17 protein-coding genes are annotated in these 16,766 nt (G+C 65.4%); 12 read left to right on the plus strand and 5 right to left on the minus strand.

The window, feature by feature from the left end; translation table 11 throughout:
• The first annotated feature begins 78 nt into the window (after window positions 1–78).
• From era to AC2D9V_RS08775, 4 genes are all read left to right on the plus strand, one after another.
• Window positions 79–996: a GTPase Era gene (era, locus tag AC2D9V_RS08760; protein WP_484713686.1), complete on the plus strand. Its 918-nt coding sequence runs from the start codon at window positions 79–81 to the stop codon at window positions 994–996.
• Between the two features lie 67 nt (window positions 997–1,063).
• Window positions 1,064–1,399 carry a DUF1491 family protein gene (locus AC2D9V_RS08765; protein ID WP_484713687.1) on the plus strand — a complete coding sequence of 112 codons (336 nt, stop codon included), beginning with the start codon at window positions 1,064–1,066 and terminating at the stop codon, window positions 1,397–1,399.
• Between the two features lie 71 nt (window positions 1,400–1,470).
• Complete coding sequence (recO, locus tag AC2D9V_RS08770; protein ID WP_484713688.1) at window positions 1,471–2,190, plus strand: DNA repair protein RecO; 720 nt, start codon at window positions 1,471–1,473, stop codon at window positions 2,188–2,190.
• A 62-nt stretch (window positions 2,191–2,252) separates the two neighbouring features.
• Window positions 2,253–3,470 carry an MFS transporter gene (locus AC2D9V_RS08775; protein WP_484713689.1) on the plus strand — a complete coding sequence of 406 codons (1,218 nt, stop codon included), beginning with the start codon at window positions 2,253–2,255 and terminating at the stop codon, window positions 3,468–3,470.
• Between the two features lie 3 nt (window positions 3,471–3,473).
• Here AC2D9V_RS08775 and AC2D9V_RS08780 read toward each other — a convergent pair whose 3' ends face one another.
• The 3 genes from AC2D9V_RS08780 to AC2D9V_RS08790 all read right to left on the minus strand — a co-directional run bounded on the left by AC2D9V_RS08780 (window position 3,474) and on the right by AC2D9V_RS08790 (window position 8,046).
• Window positions 3,474–4,475, minus strand: a complete 1,002-nt coding sequence (locus tag AC2D9V_RS08780) for an NAD-dependent epimerase/dehydratase family protein (RefSeq protein WP_484713690.1) — start codon at window positions 4,473–4,475, stop codon at window positions 3,474–3,476.
• Window positions 4,476–4,557: 82 nt separating this feature from the next.
• Window positions 4,558–6,222 carry an acyl-CoA dehydrogenase family protein gene (locus tag AC2D9V_RS08785; protein ID WP_484713691.1) on the minus strand — a complete coding sequence of 555 codons (1,665 nt, stop codon included), beginning with the start codon at window positions 6,220–6,222 and terminating at the stop codon, window positions 4,558–4,560.
• Window positions 6,223–6,435: 213 nt separating this feature from the next.
• Window positions 6,436–8,046, minus strand: coding sequence for a phosphoenolpyruvate carboxykinase (locus AC2D9V_RS08790; RefSeq protein ID WP_484713692.1), 1,611 nt, complete (start codon window positions 8,044–8,046; stop codon window positions 6,436–6,438).
• 365 nt (window positions 8,047–8,411) lie between these two features.
• On the opposite strand from AC2D9V_RS08790, the gene AC2D9V_RS08795 reads away from it, so the two are divergent.
• From AC2D9V_RS08795 to AC2D9V_RS08825, 7 genes are read left to right on the plus strand one after another with little or no spacing between them, the layout of a single operon-like run.
• On the plus strand, window positions 8,412–9,113 hold the full coding sequence (locus AC2D9V_RS08795) for a response regulator transcription factor (protein WP_484713693.1): 702 nt from the start codon (window positions 8,412–8,414) through the stop codon (window positions 9,111–9,113).
• A gap of 12 nt (window positions 9,114–9,125) precedes the next feature.
• Window positions 9,126–10,820: an ATP-binding protein gene (locus AC2D9V_RS08800; protein WP_484713694.1), complete on the plus strand. Its 1,695-nt coding sequence runs from the start codon at window positions 9,126–9,128 to the stop codon at window positions 10,818–10,820.
• Window positions 10,817–11,245, plus strand: a complete 429-nt coding sequence (locus AC2D9V_RS08805; RefSeq protein WP_484713695.1) for an HPr kinase/phosphorylase — start codon at window positions 10,817–10,819, stop codon at window positions 11,243–11,245. The genes AC2D9V_RS08800 and AC2D9V_RS08805 overlap by 4 nt, the downstream gene beginning before the upstream one ends.
• 19 nt (window positions 11,246–11,264) lie before the next feature.
• Window positions 11,265–12,179: an RNase adapter RapZ gene (rapZ, locus tag AC2D9V_RS08810; RefSeq protein ID WP_484713696.1), complete on the plus strand. Its 915-nt coding sequence runs from the start codon at window positions 11,265–11,267 to the stop codon at window positions 12,177–12,179.
• On the plus strand, window positions 12,176–12,571 hold the full coding sequence (locus AC2D9V_RS08815) for a PTS sugar transporter subunit IIA (RefSeq protein WP_484713697.1): 396 nt from the start codon (window positions 12,176–12,178) through the stop codon (window positions 12,569–12,571). The genes rapZ and AC2D9V_RS08815 overlap by 4 nt, the downstream gene beginning before the upstream one ends.
• Before the next feature lie 3 nt (window positions 12,572–12,574).
• Window positions 12,575–12,844, plus strand: coding sequence for an HPr family phosphocarrier protein (locus tag AC2D9V_RS08820; protein WP_484713698.1), 270 nt, complete (start codon window positions 12,575–12,577; stop codon window positions 12,842–12,844).
• A gap of 29 nt (window positions 12,845–12,873) precedes the next feature.
• On the plus strand, window positions 12,874–13,764 hold the full coding sequence (locus AC2D9V_RS08825; RefSeq protein WP_484713699.1) for a lysophospholipid acyltransferase family protein: 891 nt from the start codon (window positions 12,874–12,876) through the stop codon (window positions 13,762–13,764).
• Between the two features lie 201 nt (window positions 13,765–13,965).
• Here the strand turns inward: AC2D9V_RS08825 and AC2D9V_RS08830 are convergent, their stop codons facing one another.
• Entirely contained in the window at window positions 13,966–14,841 is an 876-nt protein-coding gene (locus AC2D9V_RS08830) for a 3-hydroxybutyryl-CoA dehydrogenase (protein WP_484713700.1), read from the minus strand.
• A gap of 161 nt (window positions 14,842–15,002) precedes the next feature.
• On the opposite strand from AC2D9V_RS08830, the gene AC2D9V_RS08835 reads away from it, so the two are divergent.
• On the plus strand, window positions 15,003–15,845 hold the full coding sequence (locus AC2D9V_RS08835; protein WP_484713701.1) for a DUF6473 family protein: 843 nt from the start codon (window positions 15,003–15,005) through the stop codon (window positions 15,843–15,845).
• A gap of 2 nt (window positions 15,846–15,847) precedes the next feature.
• On the opposite strand, the gene AC2D9V_RS08840 is transcribed toward AC2D9V_RS08835, so the two are convergent.
• Entirely contained in the window at window positions 15,848–16,594 is a 747-nt protein-coding gene (locus AC2D9V_RS08840) for a class II aldolase and adducin N-terminal domain-containing protein (RefSeq protein ID WP_484713702.1), read from the minus strand.
• Window positions 16,595–16,766: the final 172 nt, after the last annotated feature.

The following is a 16,766-nucleotide window of genomic DNA, read 5'->3' on the forward strand; positions in this document are numbered from 1 at the left end:
CCCGAGGTGGGGAGACTGGCGGCTGGTAACAAGGCCCGGAATCCCGTATGCGCAAAAGACGCTACTTAAGAGATTACCATGACCCCTGATACCCGCGCGGGCTTTGTCGCCCTGATCGGAGAGCCGAACGCCGGCAAGTCAACGCTTCTGAACCGGATGGTCGGGGCGAAGGTCAGTATCGTCACGCACAAGGTGCAGACGACACGGACGCGGATCCGGGGGGTCTGCATGGCGGGGCAAAGCCAGATCGTTTTCGTCGACACGCCCGGCATCTTCCGGCCCCGGCGCAGGCTGGACCGCAGCATGGTCAAGGCGGCCTGGGGCGGGGCGTCCGATGCCGATGTGATCGTCCTTCTGATCGAGGCGCATCGGGGCCTGACCGAAGGGGCCATGTCGATCATCGACCGGCTGCGCGACGAGATACCGAAGGGCAAGCCCGTGGCGCTGGCGATCAACAAGATCGACCGGGTGAAGGCCGAGACGCTTCTGGCGCTGGCCGAAGAGGCGAACCGCGCCTTCCCCTTTGCCCGCACCTTCATGATCAGCGCCGAACGCGGGCACGGGGTGGACGACCTGCGCGATTGGCTCGCGGGCGAGGTGCCGGCGGGCCCATGGTTCTACCCGGAGGACCAGATCGCTGACCTGCCCATGCGGATGATCGCCGCCGAGATGACGCGCGAAAAGCTAACCCTGCGGCTGCATGAGGAACTGCCCTACCAGCTGACGGTCGAGACCGAGAAATGGGAGGACAAGCCCGACGGCACCACGCGGATCGACCAGGTGGTCTATGTCGCGCGGGACGGGCACAAGGGCATTGTCCTTGGCAACCGGGGCGAGACGATAAAGGCCATCGGCCAGGCCGCGCGGGCCGAGATCAGCGAATTCCTTGGCCGGACGGTGCACCTCTTCCTGCAGGTGAAGGTGCGGCCGAACTGGCTGGACGAGCCCGAGCGCTATTCCGAGATGGGCCTTGATTTCAAGGATGGCGATGCCTGAGGGCGCACGAATTTTCTGCGAAAATTCGCGCAAATCTTCGCAGAAGATTTGTTGGGCGCTGACCTGAATGGCGCCGCGCCTTGCCACCGGTGTCTGGGTCTCGGCCTATCTCACCCGGCTGCGGCTGGCCGAAATCCCGGTCTATGTGACCGCGAAGGGCGATGCCGAGGCCGGGGCGGTCGCGGTGAAGGTCGCCCTTCTGGACGGAACCGCCCGGGCCTTCGAACGCCGCTCCGACCTGATGACCGGGGCGCGCGCCTGGATCCTGCTGGCCGAGGGGCCGGAGGCCGAAGTCGATGCCCTGTTGGCGCGCACCCGGGCGCGGGACCCCGACCTCTGGGTGATCGAGCTGGAGGACCGGCAGGGCCGAACGCTGCTCGACGAGGACGGGCTTAACGAGTGAAAGTACCCCGGCCCCGGATCAGGTCCGGGGCGGGGTTGCACAGACAGACCGTCGCCCCGATAGTCATTCCCATGGACTGGCGCGACGAGGGCATCCTTCTGTCCATGCGGCCGCATGGCGAGACCTCGGCGATCATCGAGGTCCTGACGGCCGCGCATGGCCGGCATCTGGGCGTGGTGCGGGGGGGCGCCTCGCGCAAGCTCGCGGCGACCTTGCAGCCCGGGACCGGCTTGACGCTGGAGTGGCGGGCGCGGCTTGAAGACCACATCGGCAGCTTCGCGGTCGAACCCGTGCAAAGCCGGGCGCATCTTCTGTCGGACCGCGTGGCGCTGGCGGGCCTGCTCTCGGCCTGTGCACTTCTGCGGACGGCGCTGCCCGAACGCGAGCCGCACCCCACCCTCTGGTCCGACACGCGGCGGCTGTTCGATGCCTTCGGGGCCGATGGCTGGCCCGCAGCCTATCTTCGCTGGGAACTGCGGCTGCTGGAAGACCTCGGCTTCGGGCTGGACCTTTCCGCCTGCGCCGTTACGGGCCTGACCGAGGGGCTAGTCTATGTCAGCCCGAAAACCGGGCGCGCGGTGTCAGCCAGGGGCGCGGGGGACTGGGCCGACCGCCTTCTTCCCTTGCCACCCGGCCTTACGGGCTCCGGCCCCCTGACGGGAGAGGCCTTGCTGCAGGGCCTGCGGCTGGCCGGGTTCTTCCTGGACCGTGGCCTGCGCCCCGTGCTCCAGGACAAGCCGCTGCCCGAGGCCCGGGCGCGGCTGGTCGAACTTCTGTCGCGCCCGGCGTGATCCGACGCGGCATGTCGCCTCTGTGACAGACGTGTGACAGGGCCCGTCGTTCAAATCCCGGCATGGCCACCCGTTACCTGCCGCTGGCGCTGAGGCACAGCCCGACCCCGCGGATCGAACACTTCGCCCTTCTCTCCGGTCTTGATGCCGCGATCCGCGGCATCCTGATCTCGACCATGCCGCTCGTGGTCTACAACGCGCTCGGCACCGCGCAGGCGACCTCGGTCCTCTACTTCATCGCCGGGATCGTTGCGCTGGTCTGGGGCCTGATGGTGCCCTGGGCCACAAGGCTGATCCCGCGCCGCTGGGCCTATACCGGCGGGGTCACGCTGTACCTCATCGGCAACACGCTGGGCGCCGTCGGCACCGCCTGGTCCGTCCCGATGGCGCTGATGTGCAACGCGATGGCGACGGTCACGATCTTCGTCTGCCTCAATGCCTATGTGCTGGACTATGTCGACCGCGTGAACCTGGGCAAAAGCCAGTCGACCCAGATGGCCTATGCCGCAACGGCATGGACGCTCGGGCCGCTCAGCGGGGTCTGGCTTTATCACCATTGGACCCCGGCGCCTTTCCTGGTTGCGGGGGCCTTCTCGGTCATCCTGATGGTCACGTTCTGGGTCCTGCGACTTGGCAACGGCAAGCAGATCACCCGGGCCAAGCGTCCGGCGGTCAACCCCCTCGGCTATCTCGGACGGTTCTTCAGCCAGCCCCGCCTGATCGCGGGCTGGCTCTTTGCGGTGATGCGCAGCTGCGGCTGGTGGGTCTATGTCGTCTACCTGCCGATCTTCTGCATCGAGGCGGGGCTTGGCGACAAGGTGGGTGGGATTGCTCTCTCGATCTCGAACGCGCTTCTGTTCGCAGCCCCGGCTCTGAACCGGATGGCGCGCCGGCTGTCGGTGCGGCGGTCGGTGCGGGCCGCCTTCGGCCTTTGCGGGCTGCTTTTCGTTGCCGCGGGCCTTCTGGCCTTTCTCCCCTGGGCGACGGTTGCGCTGGCGATGGCGGCCTCGGTCTTCCTTGTCGCGCTTGACGTTGTCGGCGGCCTTCCGTTCCTGATGTCGGTCAAGCCCAGCGAACGGACCGAGATGTCGGCCGTCTATTCCAGCTTCCGTGACGTCTCGGGGATCGTCACCCCCGGCATGGCGTGGCTGGTCCTCTTCGTCGCGCCCTTGCCGGGCATCTTCGTGGCCGCCGGGATCGGCCTTCTGTCGGCCTGGGCCGTGGCGGGGCAGCTGCACCCGCGCCTTGGCGTGCAGCGCCCGTCACGCGGGGGAAGCTAGACCTCAGGCCGCGTCGAGAAACCGGGCGGTGGCAAGGATCGAGTCCTGCGCCGGGGTGACCTTGACGCCAAGCTCCTCGCGCAGCTTTCGGTTGTCCAACCTGGCCGTCCAGCCGATCGCGGGCAGGATCGAGCGGACTTCGGCGTCGAACAGGGCGAGGATGCGCAACAGGACCTTCGGCGCGATCCGGGTGGCGATCCGGCGTTTCGGATAGGCGTTCTTCAGGACGGCGGCCATTTCGGGCATCGACATGATGCGGTCGGCGACCATGTAGCGCTGGCCGATGCTGGCGGGCGTCTTCAGTGCCGCCACATGGGCACGCGATACGTCCGCCACGTCGGTGACGGGCAGGCTGAACTCCGGCACGACAGGGTCCTTGCCGCTGAAGAGCCGCTTGATCACGCGGACCGAACTTCCGGTTTCGCGGTCCAGCGGCGTGCCGAGGACGAGGCCCGGGTTGATCGTGGTCAGTTGCATCTCGGGGTGCCTGGCAACGAAATCCCAGGCGGCGCGTTCGGCAAGCGTCTTCGACTTCGTATAGGCGGTGGCGGTGGGCGAGGTCAGGTCGCTCCAGTTCGCCTCGGTCAGGGTGCCGGTTTGCCCGTGCATCACCGCCTCCATCGACGATGTCAGGACAACACGCCGCACCCCCGCCGCCTGCGCGGCTTTCAGCACCCGAAGCGTGCCATCCACGGCGGGGCGGATCAGGACCGTCTCGTCCTTCGGCTGGGCGATCGGGAAGGGAGAGGCGGTATGGACGACCGCGTCGATCCCGGCCATCGCCTCCTGCCAGCCGGCATCCTGTTCAAGGTCAAGCCGGAGGAAGCGGAGCCGGTCAAGCTGGGCCGCGTCAAGGCCGTTCGCCGTCAGCGCCGCACGCACCTCGTCGCCACGTTTCAGCGACCGCAAGGTCCCGGTCACGGCATAGCCGGCCTGCAGAAGATCAAAGGCGATCCGCTTGGCGATGAAGCCGGAGATTCCGGTCAGAAGGACGGAGTTGGTCATGGGGCGATCCTGTCTTTACACTGTCAACATCCCCAAATCTGGGGTGCTGTCAACGCAAGACAAGTCCCTTCTTCTGAACTTTTCAGTCCAGAAGCCGACGCGCGATCACCGTTGCCTGAATTTCCGCCGCGCCTTCGAAGATGTTCAGGATGCGCGCATCGCAGAGGATCCGGCTGATCCGGTATTCCAGCGCGAACCCGTTCCCGCCATGGATCTGCAGCGCATTGTCCGCCGCCGCCCAGGCCACCCGTGCACCCAGGAGCTTGGCCATCCCCGCCTCAAGGTCACAGCGCTGGCCGTGATCCTTCTGCCAGGCGCTGAAATAGGTCAGCTGCCGCGCGATCATTACCTCGACCGCCATCATCGCCAGTTTCCCGGCGATCCGGGGGAAGGCGATCAGGGGTTTGCCGAACTGCTTGCGGTCCAGCGCGTATTGCATCCCCGTCTCCAGCGCCGACTGCGCCACGCCCACGGCCCGCGCGCCGGTTTGGATGCGGGCGCTCTCGAAGGTCTGCATCAGCTGCTTGAAGCCCTGACCTTCCACCCCGCCCAGAAGGTTCTCGCCACTGACCCTGAAGTCGTCGAAGTTGACGGTGTATTCCTTCATGCCCCGGTAGCCGAGCACCTCGATCTCGCCGCCGGAAAGGCCCGGATCGACAAAGGGCGTCTCATCCGTGCCGGGGGTCTTTTCGGCAAGGAACATCGACAGGCCGCGATAATCGCTGGTTCCCTCCACCGACCGGGCAAGGACGGTCATCACATGGGTCCGCGCGGCGTGGGTGATCCAGGTCTTGTTGCCGGTGATGATCCAGTCATCACCGTTCTTCCGCGCCCGGGTGCGCAACGACCCAAGGTCGGATCCGGTGTTCGGCTCGGTGAAGACGGCGGTGGGCAGGATCTCGCCCGAGGCAAGGCCGGGTAGCCATTTCGCCTTCTGCTCCTCGGTCCCGCCGCAAAGGATCAGTTCGGCGGCGATCTCGCTGCGGGTGCCAAGGGAGCCTACGCCGATATAGCCGCGCGAGAGTTCCTCGCTGACCACCACCATCGCCGCCTTCGAAAGACCAAAGCCGCCGAACTCCTCGGGGATCGTCAGGCCGAAGACGCCCATCCCGGCCAGTTCGCTGATCACCTCCATCGGGATCAGCTCGTCCTTCAGGTGCCAGTCATGCGCGACGGGGATGACCTTTTCATCCGCATAGCGGCGGAACTGGTCGCGGATCATCTCCAGCTCGTCATCCAGCCCCGTCGCGCCGAACGTGGCACGACCGTGGTTGTCCTGCATCAGCTCCACCAGCCGGGTGCGGGCGGCGGCAGAGTTGCCTTGCCGGATCAGCCGCGCGGCGGCGTCCGACGGCGTCCAGTCCACGCCCATGTCGGACAGGCGCGCCGCTTCCAGCTGGCTCATCGGGATGCCGCCGGCGATCTGGGCCAGGTATTCGCCGAACCCGATCTGCAAGATCAGCGCCTCCATCTCGCCGAACTGCCCGGCATCCGACACCCGACCGGCCCAGCCGTTCAGCTGGCGCAGACCCTCGAGATAAGTCGCAAGCCAGGCCAGCGCATGCGCCTGATGCTGCCGCTCTTCCAGCGCGCCGGCGGAAAGCTTGCCGGCGACCGTCACCTCCGAGCGAAGACCTTCGCGGGCCGAGGCGAACAGCGCCTCAACCTCGGGCAGGGTGGCAGAGGTCAGCGAAAGAAGGTCGGTCAGGAGGGGTGTCTCGGTCATCATCTGTCCATCATGCGCCATTTCCGCCCTCCGCTTCCACCGGGATTCTGCACCTGCGAAGCCCTAACGCCTTCGCAACCGCAGAGCAATTAGATTTCGTGGGAATGAAGGCAAGCGAACAAAAATGTCGCGACCGTTCATGGTGGTGCCAAGCCTCCTCGAAGCCCTCCGGGCACTCGTCGGCGATTCCCCGCACGACGAGCGCCCGAAGGGCTCGACGAGCCTCCCGGAAGGTCAGCCGATGGCGGCGGCCTTCACGTCGGCGTCGATGAACGGCACATACTGGGCGAAGTTCTTCTGGAACATCGCCACCAGCTTCGCCGCCTGCGCGTCATAGCCATCCGGATCGGTCCAGGTCCGGCGCGGGTCAAGCAGCGCATGGGCCACGCCCTCGACCTCCACCGGAACCTCGAAGCCGAAGTTCGGGTCGCGGCGGAACTCGGCCCCGTTCAGCGACCCGTCTAGCGCCGCCGACAAGAGCGCCCGCGTCGCCTTGATCGGCATGCGCTTGCCCGTTCCATAGGCGCCACCCGTCCAGCCGGTGTTCACCAGCCAGCACGAGGCCCCGGTCCGCGCGATCTTCTGCTGCAGAAGCTTGCCATAGACCTCGGGCCGGCGCGGCATGAAGGGCGCGCCGAAGCAGGTCGAGAAGGTCGGCTGCGGTTCGGTGATCCCGCGTTCCGTCCCGGCAGCCTTCGAGGTGAAGCCCGACAGGAAATGATACATCGCCTGCGCCGGTGAAAGCCGCGCGATGGGCGGCAGGACGCCGAAGGCATCGCAGGTCAGCATCACAACATGGCGCGGCGGGCCGCCAAGACCCGTGGGGCTGGCGTTCGAAATGGCCTCAAGCGGATAGGCGCAGCGGGTATTTTCGGTGAGGGAACGGTTCGAAAAGTCCAGTTCCAGCGTTTCGAGGTCAAAGACCATGTTCTCCACCACCGTCCCAAAACGGTGGGTCGTGGCATAGATCTCGGGCTCGGCCTCGGGGGAAAGATCGATGGTCTTGGCGTAGCAGCCACCCTCGAAGTTGAAGATCCCGCGATCCGACCAGCCATGTTCGTCATCGCCGATCAGCATCCGGTCGGGTGCGGCCGACAGTGTGGTCTTGCCGGTCCCCGAAAGGCCGAAGAAGACGGCCGCATCCACCGGGTTGCCCGGCGCATGGTTGGCGCTGCAATGCATAGGCATCACGCCCTTTTCGGGCAGAAGGTAGTTCAGGACGGTGAAGACCGCCTTCTTGTTCTCGCCCGCATAGGCGGTGTTGGCGATCAGGACCGTCTTCTCGTCAAAGTTCAGCGCGATCACGGTTTCCGTCCGGCAGCCGTGACGCGCCGGATCGGCCTTGAACGACGGCAGGTTGATGATCGTCCAGTCCGGGGTGAAGCTGTCCAGCTCCTCGCGCGCGGGGCGGCGAAGAAGGTGGCGGATGAAGAGGCCATGCCATGCCAGTTCCGTCACCACGCGCACGTCAAGGCGGTGCAGCGGGTCGGCGCCGGCGTAAAGGTCCTGCACGAATAGCTCGGACCCCTGCACATGCGCCAGCATGTCCGCTTTCAGCCTCGCCCATGCATCAGGGGCCATGGCGGCGTTGTTGTCCCACCAGATCGTGCCTTCGGTCGTGGCGGTGCGGACCACGAACTTGTCTTTCGGGGACCGCCCGGTGAACTGTCCGGTCGAACACAGGAACGCACCCCCGCGCCCCAGCCGCCCCTCGCCCCGCGCGACCGCCGCTTCGACCAGGGCCGCCTCGACATAGTTGTAGTGGGCCACCGCCACACCCGAAATGCCGTGCTGATCCAGCTGATGCGAAGGGTTCACGCGTCCGCGCGAAGGGTCCTGGGTCATTCGTGTCAAGCTCCGAAAGGCCACAGCTCAACACACAAGGGCTGCGGCGGTTCCTCCCACGGCACCCGGGCCAAGGGGTGCCACGTCAGGCCGTGTCAGTGACCTGCCGTTTTCTGGCTATACCATGCGGTTTTCGCTGGAGAACACATGTTTTCAATGCGTTAGCGCAATCATTCGGACGTTAGCGCCACCATCACCGGATTTGGTCACCGCGTAGCCGATCGGCAACGCAGGCTTGGCGAAATTGCCACCCTTTCCAACCCTTCTGCCGGGGTGATTCGCTTTCCTGTTGATATTCTGGGGGCATGCGCCAAGAATGGCCCAAAATAAGAAGTAGGCAGCAGCAGTTACAGGGAGGCTTGACGATGTCGCGCATCGCCCTTGTGGACGACGACAGGAATATCCTCACGTCGGTCGCGATGACCCTTGAGGCCGAAGGCTTCGAGGTCGAAACCTACAACGACGGCCAGTCCGCGCTGGAGGCGTTCAATCGCCGGATGCCCGACATGGCGGTCCTTGACATCAAGATGCCCCGGATGGACGGGATGGACCTCCTCCAGCGCATGCGGCAGAAAACCTCGATCCCGGTGATCTTCCTGACCTCGAAGGATGACGAGATCGACGAGGTTCTTGGCCTGAGGATGGGCGCTGACGATTACGTCAAGAAACCCTTCAGCCAGCGGCTTCTCGTTGAACGCATCCGCGCGCTTCTCCGGCGGCAAGAGGCGATCACAACGGGCGAGGCGGCCGCCACCGAAGAGACCCGAATGATGGAACGCGGCGCGCTGCGGATGGACCCGCTGCGCCATTCGGTGACCTGGAAGGGGATGGAGGTCAGCCTGACGGTGACCGAGTTCCTGCTTCTGCAGGCACTGGCGCAGCGCCCGGGCTTCGTGAAAAGCCGCGACCAGCTGATGGACGTGGCCTATGACGACCAGGTCTATGTCGACGACCGCACCATCGACAGCCACATCAAGCGGTTGCGGAAGAAGATGCGCTCGGTCGATGACACCTTCTCGGCGATCGAGACGCTTTACGGTATCGGTTATCGTTACAACGAAGAGTGACGGCAGTTCGCCATGACCTCGGCCCCCAGGATCGCCTATGAAGACCCCCGGCCCAAGCGGTCCGGCGACGTCCTTCTGGGCGAAGACTGGGTCTCGCCCGAGGCCACGGTCGAGCGGCTGAAGGAAGGCCGCGGCGCGCGCAGCATCGTCGGCCTCAACCGCTCGCCACTGGCGCGCAAGATCATCGTCTTCAACCTGATGGCGTTGGTCATGCTGGTGGTCGGGGTTCTGTTCATGAACCCTTTCCGCGACAGCCTTGCCCTTCAGCGCCAGCAGGGGATGGAGCGGCAGGCCGAGCTCATCGCTGCCGTCTATCAGGCCCAGTTGCAGCCCGGGGTGACCAGCTTCGACTTCCGCCGCCCGCTCGAGGAAACCCGGATCGACCCTCTGGACGAGGTCTTCGTCTTTGATCCGTCCGGCAGGATCGTCGCCTCGAAAGTCGGGCAGGGCACCGACCTTCTGGTCACGGACCCCGGCCGCCCGACGATCCTGACGGACTTTCTCGAAGGTGTCTGGAACGCGGTGACCGTCCTTCTGCGTCAGGGCGGCAACACCCGGACCGAAACGATCGACCCCGCCCAGCGCGCACTTGCCGCCTTCGAAGGCGCGAAATCCGGCGAGACGGTCGCCTCCACCACAAGGGATGCCGAAGGTAGCCTGCTCTTCTCGGTCGCCGCCCCGATCCTGATATCGGGCGAGGTCGTCGGGGCCGTAGCCCTGACCTCGACCTCGGTCGAGATCGACCGGCTGGTGCGCTACGAACGCGAGCAGATCCTGCAGATGTTCCTGCTTGCGGTCTGCGTCTCGATCGGCCTCAGCCTGATGCTGGCCTCGACGATCTCCAACCCCCTGTCCGACCTTGCCGCCGCCGCCGAGATCGGGCGCGATCGTGACTCGCGCCGCGTGGCCCCCAGCCGTGTCCGGATCCCCGACCTTGCCGCCCGGCCAGATGAGATCGGGCGGCTGTCCGTCGCCATGCGGGGCATGGTCTCGGCACTTTACGAACGGATCGACGCCAACGAACAGTTCGCCGCCGACGTGGCACACGAGATCAAGAATCCGCTGGCCTCGCTGCGGTCCGCGGTCGGCAGCCTGCGTTTCGTCAAGAAAGACGATCAGCGCGAAAAGCTTCTGGACGTGATCGAACACGACGTGCGCCGCCTGGACCGGCTGGTCAGCGACATCTCCAACGCCTCGCGGCTCGACAGCGAGCTGGTCAAGGAACAGGAGGAAGAGTTCAATCTTCTCAAGACCCTTTCCAACCTCTGCCAGTATCTAAGCCAGCAGGCAGGCGAAAAGGGGGTGGACTTCATCATCGACCTGCCCTCCGAATCGATCACCATCCACGGGCTCGAGGCGCGACTGGCGCAGGTCTTCGTCAACCTGATCACCAACGCGATCTCGTTCTGCGAGGATGGCGATGCCGTCCGCGTCTGGGCCCGCCGGCGTGAGAACCGGGTGCTCGTGGTGGTCGAGGATACCGGCCCCGGCATCCCCGAACAGGCACTGACCAAGGTGTTCAAGCGTTTCTACTCCGAGCGCCCGCAGTCGGAATTCGGCAAGCATTCCGGCCTTGGCCTTGCGATCTCGAAGCAGATCGTCGAGGCGCATGGCGGCGTGATCTGGGCCGAAAACATCCGCCCGACCGCCGCCGATCCGACATCGGAACCCCTTGGTGCCCGGTTCGTCGTCGGCCTGCCCGTGTGACACCGGCAAGCGATACCCTGCACGCAAGCTGCGTGGCCGTCGATGGGCGCGGCCTCCTTATCCTCGGGCCTTCCGGATCGGGCAAATCCGCCCTCGCCCTGCGGTTGATCTCGCTGGGGGCTGCCCTGGTGTCCGACGACCTGACACGGGTGGACCTCGACGACGAAAGGCTTGTCGCGCGCTGTCCCAACCCCGACCTCTCCGGTCTGATCGAGGCGCGAGGCACGGGTATCCTCCGCGCGCCCTCGGTCGGGTCGACCGTAGTGACGCTCGCCGTCGACCTGGGCCGGAGCGAAACCGACCGCCTGCCTCCCACCCGACAGATCACGATACTGGGATGCGCGGTCGACCTTGTTCTCCACGCGAAGAATGACCATTTCCGCGACGCGCTGATGCTCTATCTTCGCCACGGACGGCAGGCATGAGTCCTGCAAGGTTCTGCACATGACGGCTGACCCCGGCCCCGATCACCGCCTTGTCCTAGTCACCGGCCCCTCGGGCGCCGGTCGGACGACCGCGATCCGCGTGCTGGAGGATCTCGGCTACGAAGGCATCGACAACATCCCGCTCAGCCTTGTTCCGCGTCTCACCGAAGGCGCGCCGCTTGGCCGGCCTATTGCGCTTGGCCTCGATGTCCGCAACCGCGACTTCAACGCCACCGCCCTGATCGAGCTGATCGACCAGCTGACCCGCGACCCCAATGTCAGCCTCGAGGTCCTCTACCTTGACTGCGCGCCCGGCGTCCTGATCCGCCGCTACTCGGAAACCCGCAGGCGTCACCCCCTGGCGCCGGCCGAGACGCCCGCGCAGGGCATCGAACGCGAGATCGACCTTCTGGCCCCGGTCAGGGTGCGCGCCGACCACCTGATCGACACCACCGACCTCAACCAGCACGACCTCAAGGCCGAAATCGCCAGCCGATTCGATGCCGGCCCCGCAGGCCGGATGTCGGTGTCGCTGCAGTCCTTCAGCTACAAGCGCGGCGTGCCGCGCGGGGTCGACATGATCTTCGATTGCCGGTTCCTCGCGAATCCCCACTGGCAGCCCGCGCTCCGCGCCCTTGATGGCCGCGATCCGGCGGTCGAGGCCTTCGTCCGCGCCGATCCCCGCTTTGCCGAGTTCTTTCAGAAGTTGCGCGACCTCCTCCTCTTTCTGCTTCCGGCCCATCTGGACGAGGGCAAGGCGCATCTTGCCGTCGGGTTCGGTTGTACCGGAGGGCAACACAGGTCGGTCGCCATGGCGGAACTGGTCGGCAATGCGCTTGCGGAAGCAGGCTGGGCGGTGTCAAAACGACACCGGGAACTCGAACGGAGGGCGGCCGACCCGGCCCCCGACGCACGGAAGGTGGCGGACGCTTGATCGGAATCGTGATCGTGGCGCATGGCGGACTCGCGCGGGAGTATCTCTCGGCGGTCGAACACGTCGTGGGCAAGCAGGACGGCGTCCGAGCGATTTCGATCGAGGATGACCATGACCGCAGCGCCAAGCAGGCCGAAATCTGCGACGCGGCCGACGCCGTGGACGTAGGCCAGGGCGTGGTCCTGGTGACGGACATGTTCGGCGGCTCACCTTCGAACCTGTCGCTCCCGGCCTGTGCGGCCAGCGGTCGCCGCATCCTCTACGGTGCAAACCTGCCGATGTTGATCAAGCTTGCCAAATCGCGCGACATGGCCGTCCCCGAGGCGGTCGCGGCCGCGCTGGACGCGGGGCGCAAATACATCAACAGCCTCGATCTCGGTGGTGGAGCCTGACCTTTGGACACGCGCACCTTCCGGATCGTGAACGAAAAGGGCCTCCATGCCCGTGCCAGCGCCAAGTTTGTCGAGGTGGTCGAGGCGCATGACGCCCGCGCCGAGGTGCTGAAGGACGGGCTGACGGTCTCGGGCGACAGCATCATGGGGCTTTTGATGTTGGCAGCCTCGCGCGGAACCACTATTGAGGTCCGGACATCCGGGGCAGAAGCGGGGAAGCTTGCCGATGCCCTGGAGGCGCTGGTTGCGGCCCGCTTCGGTGAGGAGTATTGAAGCGCGCTGGGGATGAAGGCAGTCGCTTCGTGACGGAACAGTCGCAGATCGGTGGGGCGGGGAAACCGCTTGACGGCATTGCGCCTGCCGCGCGGGTCGAGCGTCAGTATGACATGCGCCGGCTTTCCTATGCCGGCACCTTCAAGAACCCTTGGAAGGCAGGGACGATCCGGTCGATCGAATGGCTGACCGCCAAGGTCCAGCTTCTGCGCCTGATCCGCAGCTTTGAAAAATCCGGCGCCCCCTTCGGCGCGCCCTTCTGGCCCAAGGCGATCCGCCACATGGGCATCCGCATCGACACCCCGCCCGAAGAAATCGCCCGCATCCCCGCGACCGGCCCCGTCGTGGTCGTCTCGAACCACCCGTCGGGCCTTGTCGACGGAATGGTCCTGGCCGAGATGGTCAACCGCGTCCGGTCCGACTTCAAGATCCTGACCCGTTCGCTCCTCACCGGGATCCCGGAAGTCGAAGAATTCATGATTCCCGTCCCCTTCCCGCATGAGGACAACGCGCGTGAGCTTAGCCTTCAAATGCGGGACGAAACGATGAAGCACCTCAAGGCGGGGGGGGTCATCATCCTTTTCCCCGCCGGCAAGGTCGCGATGTCCGAAGACTGGTGGGGCCCGGCGGTCGAGGCGGAATGGAACGTCTTCACCCACAAGATCGTCCGGTCCACCGGGGCGACGATCCTGCCGATCTACTTCCCCGGCCAGAACTCCCGCGCCTTCCAGATCGCCAACCAGATCAGCGACACGATCCGGCAGGGCCTCCTGCTTTACGAGATCAAGCGCTGCCTCTTCAAGCCGACCCGCCCCGTGATCGGCGAACCCATCCCGGCGGAAGAGCTGAAGAAATGGGAAGGCAACCCGCGCGGGTTCCTGGCCTGGCTCCGCGACCATACGCTGGCCCTCGGAAAGTAACGCCTCCTCGTGCGACTTCGTCTTCTCGTCGGTCAGGCCGCGCGAGGCGTAATGCAGTCAATCCCGCAGGCGATTCGGCAAACAGGGTAAACGCTGCGTGCGGCAGCCGGGGTGCAAGACGCCGGCAAGACCGATGGAAGACAGATGGAAGACGCTTCACCTTCCGTTAACTGGCCGAATTAACCCAGCGCCCGCAAGGGCTTACCTTGTCGGCACCGGCACCTCGCCGCGGTAGTCATAAAACCCCCGCTGCGTCTTCCGCCCCAGCCACCCAGCCTCGACATATTTCGTCAGCAAGGGACAAGGCCGGTACTTCGTATCCGCCAGACCCTCGTGCAGCACGTTCATGATCGCAAGGCAGGTGTCGAGGCCAATGAAATCCGCCAGTTCCAGCGGCCCCATCGGGTGGTTCGCCCCAAGCTTCAGCGACTCGTCGATCGACTTCACCGACCCCACGCCTTCGTACAGCGTATAGACCGCCTCGTTGATCATCGGCATCAGGATGCGGTTGACGATGAAGGCCGGGAAATCCTCGGCCGAAGCCGCTGTTTTTCCAAGCTTTCTGACCACCTCATGCAGGGTGTCCCATGTCTCCTGATCCGTCGCGATGCCGCGGATCAGTTCCACCAGCTGCATCACCGGCACCGGGTTCATGAAGTGGAACCCCATGAACTTCTCCGGCCGGTCGGTGCGGCTTGCCAGCCGCGTGATCGAGATCGACGAGGTGTTCGAGGTCAGGATCGTCGTCGGCTTCAGATGCGGCACCAGGTCTTCGAAGATCGCCTGCTTCACCGTCTCGCGTTCGGTCGCGGCCTCGATGATCAGGTCGCATTCCCCGAGGTCGGTCAGCTTCAGCGTGGTCTTGATCCGCCCCAGCGCCGCCCGCTTGTCGGCAGGCAGCACCTTGCCCCGTGCGACCTGGCGGTCGATGTTTTTCTCGATTGTTGACAACGCCTTGGCAAGGCTGTCTTCCGAGATGTCGGTCATCAGGACCTCATACCCGGCCAGCGCAAAGACATGCGCGATGCCGTTGCCCATCTGCCCGGCCCCGACCACGCCAACCTGCCTGATGTCCATCCCGCCCCCTCCGTTCATCCTATCGGTTATGCCCGCTGCCCTGCAGCGACGCAAGAACGGGGGAAGTGCGTCAACTTGTCGGCAATCGTCCGATTTTAGCCTTTGTGCAACCCTCATTGCCCAGATTTGCCCCGGGGTCTGGGGTGCAAGGGGGCAGGGTGATGCAGTCGATCGGGGCCGATGCGGGAATATCAGACGAGGGGCAGGCGGTTACGCCCAAAGCTCCGTCACGCTGGCCCACCCCCGATCCCGACGCCAGTTATCTCGCGATCCTCGGTGGCTCTGCCACGCTCGGAAAGTCCGTGGCGCAGCCCTATCCGGCCATCGTCGCGGCGGCGACCGGTCTGCCGGTGCTGAATCTTGGCACGTTGAGCGGCGGGCCGGATACCTATCTTTCGGACCCGGGCGTGTTGAACCTGATCTCGCGCGCCGACGCCGCCGTGGTGCAGGTGACGGGGGCCGAGACCCTGTCGAATCCCTTCTACAGCGTCCATTCCCGGCGCAATGACCGGTTCCTTGCCGCAACGGCAGAGCTTCGGGCGCTTTACCCCGAGGTGGACTTTACCGAGATCCATTTTGCCCGGCACCTTCTGCAGGTGCTGGTCCGCACCGATGCCGACCACTTCGCAACCGTGGTCGCGGCGCTGAAGGAAACCTGGGTCAGCCGGATGCAAAGCCTGCTTGTGCACCTACCGCTCCGTCGGCGACTTTTGTGGCTGGCGGACGCCCCGCCGCCGGAATGCGCAGTGACGTTCGGCCCGGACCCGCTGTTCGTGGATACCGGCATGCTGGAACGCCTTCGCCCGCTGGCGGGTGAGGTCATCCTCGCGGTCCCAAGCCACGCTGCCAGGGCGGCAGACGCGGCAGAGGACCCCTTGGGTGAGGGCGGCGGACTTCCGGGACCAGCGGCCCACCGCGAAATCGCCGCGCTGCTTGCGCCCCTGATCGCAGCCGGGGTGCGACGGCCGCCGCTGCTTCTGCGACAAGCGATGTCCGTTCCCTGACCCTAGGCCGCGTAATCCGGGTCTTCGGCATCTAGGATGGCACGCAGCTCGGCCAGGTGAGCATCGGCGAAGCCGGGAAAGCTTTCCCATTCACGAGCGGTCTTTTCGGCGACGTCCTCAGGCAGATAGCGCAGCGGCCGGCCCGTCTGCAGCGCGCGGATATAGGTCTCGGCGGCCCGCTCGAAATAGTAAAGCCGGTTGAACGTCTCGGCCACCGTGGCCCCGATCACCAGGACACCGTGGTTGCCCATGATCATGGTCGTGATCTTCGGATCCGCCAGAAGCTGAGCGCAGCGCGCGCCTTCCTCTTCGAAGGCCATGCCGCCGAAATGATCGTCCACGACCTGACGGTTGTGGAACATCGCCGAGTTCTGGTCGATCGCGGGCAGCCGGCTGTCGGCGAGGCTCGCCAGCACCGTCGCGTGGATCGAATGGACGTGCATGACGCAGGCCGCATGCGGGCAGGCGCGGTGGATCGACCCATGGAGGCCCCAGGCGGTCGGGTCCGGGGCATTGAGATGCGACATCGTGGCGGGATCGTTGGCGTCGATCTCGATCAGGGACGAGGCGGTGATCCGGCTGAAGTGCCGTCCGTTCGGATTGATCAGAAACCGCGTGCCTTCGGGGTTCACCGCCATCGAGAAATGGTTTGCGACCGCCTCATGCATTCCCAGCCGCGCCGTCCAGCGAAAGGCAACCGCCAGATCGGCCCGCAGGGTCGCATGGGTCATGTTGGCCAGCCGGTTCATGGGCAACCTCCGAATCACACGGTGCAGCCATTTTGCATGAAGGGCTGCAATTTGGTGAAAAATAGGTTAACAGATGCCTGACTGACAGGCAGACTGCGGCGGGGGCACGGACCGGCCGGCTGGGGCAAAGGGGGTCACGTCCAGTCCGGAGCAGCAAGCGCATACGCCGAGC

The organism is Tabrizicola sp. T46 (genome assembly GCF_057219895.1).

What these genes read in the sequence shown, in the direction of transcription:
- AC2D9V_RS08780 (WP_484713690.1), bottom strand. Translation starts at nt 4,475, where the DNA reads ATGACCAACTCCGTCCTTCTGACCGGAATCTCCGGCTTCATCGCCAAG.
- AC2D9V_RS08785 (WP_484713691.1), bottom strand. Translation starts at nt 6,222, where the DNA reads ATGGCGCATGATGGACAGATGATGACCGAGACACCCCTCCTGACCGAC.
- recO (WP_484713688.1), top strand. Translation starts at nt 1,471, where the DNA reads ATGGACTGGCGCGACGAGGGCATCCTTCTGTCCATGCGGCCGCATGGC.
- AC2D9V_RS08795 (WP_484713693.1), top strand. Translation starts at nt 8,412, where the DNA reads ATGTCGCGCATCGCCCTTGTGGACGACGACAGGAATATCCTCACGTCG.
- AC2D9V_RS08765 (WP_484713687.1), top strand. Translation starts at nt 1,064, where the DNA reads ATGGCGCCGCGCCTTGCCACCGGTGTCTGGGTCTCGGCCTATCTCACC.
- AC2D9V_RS08840 (WP_484713702.1), bottom strand. Translation starts at nt 16,594, where the DNA reads ATGAACCGGCTGGCCAACATGACCCATGCGACCCTGCGGGCCGATCTG.
- era (WP_484713686.1), top strand. Translation starts at nt 79, where the DNA reads ATGACCCCTGATACCCGCGCGGGCTTTGTCGCCCTGATCGGAGAGCCG.
- AC2D9V_RS08775 (WP_484713689.1), top strand. Translation starts at nt 2,253, where the DNA reads ATGGCCACCCGTTACCTGCCGCTGGCGCTGAGGCACAGCCCGACCCCG.
- AC2D9V_RS08830 (WP_484713700.1), bottom strand. Translation starts at nt 14,841, where the DNA reads ATGGACATCAGGCAGGTTGGCGTGGTCGGGGCCGGGCAGATGGGCAAC.
- AC2D9V_RS08835 (WP_484713701.1), top strand. Translation starts at nt 15,003, where the DNA reads ATGCAGTCGATCGGGGCCGATGCGGGAATATCAGACGAGGGGCAGGCG.
- AC2D9V_RS08790 (WP_484713692.1), bottom strand. Translation starts at nt 8,046, where the DNA reads ATGACCCAGGACCCTTCGCGCGGACGCGTGAACCCTTCGCATCAGCTG.
- rapZ (WP_484713696.1), top strand. Translation starts at nt 11,265, where the DNA reads ATGACGGCTGACCCCGGCCCCGATCACCGCCTTGTCCTAGTCACCGGC.
- AC2D9V_RS08800 (WP_484713694.1), top strand. Translation starts at nt 9,126, where the DNA reads ATGACCTCGGCCCCCAGGATCGCCTATGAAGACCCCCGGCCCAAGCGG.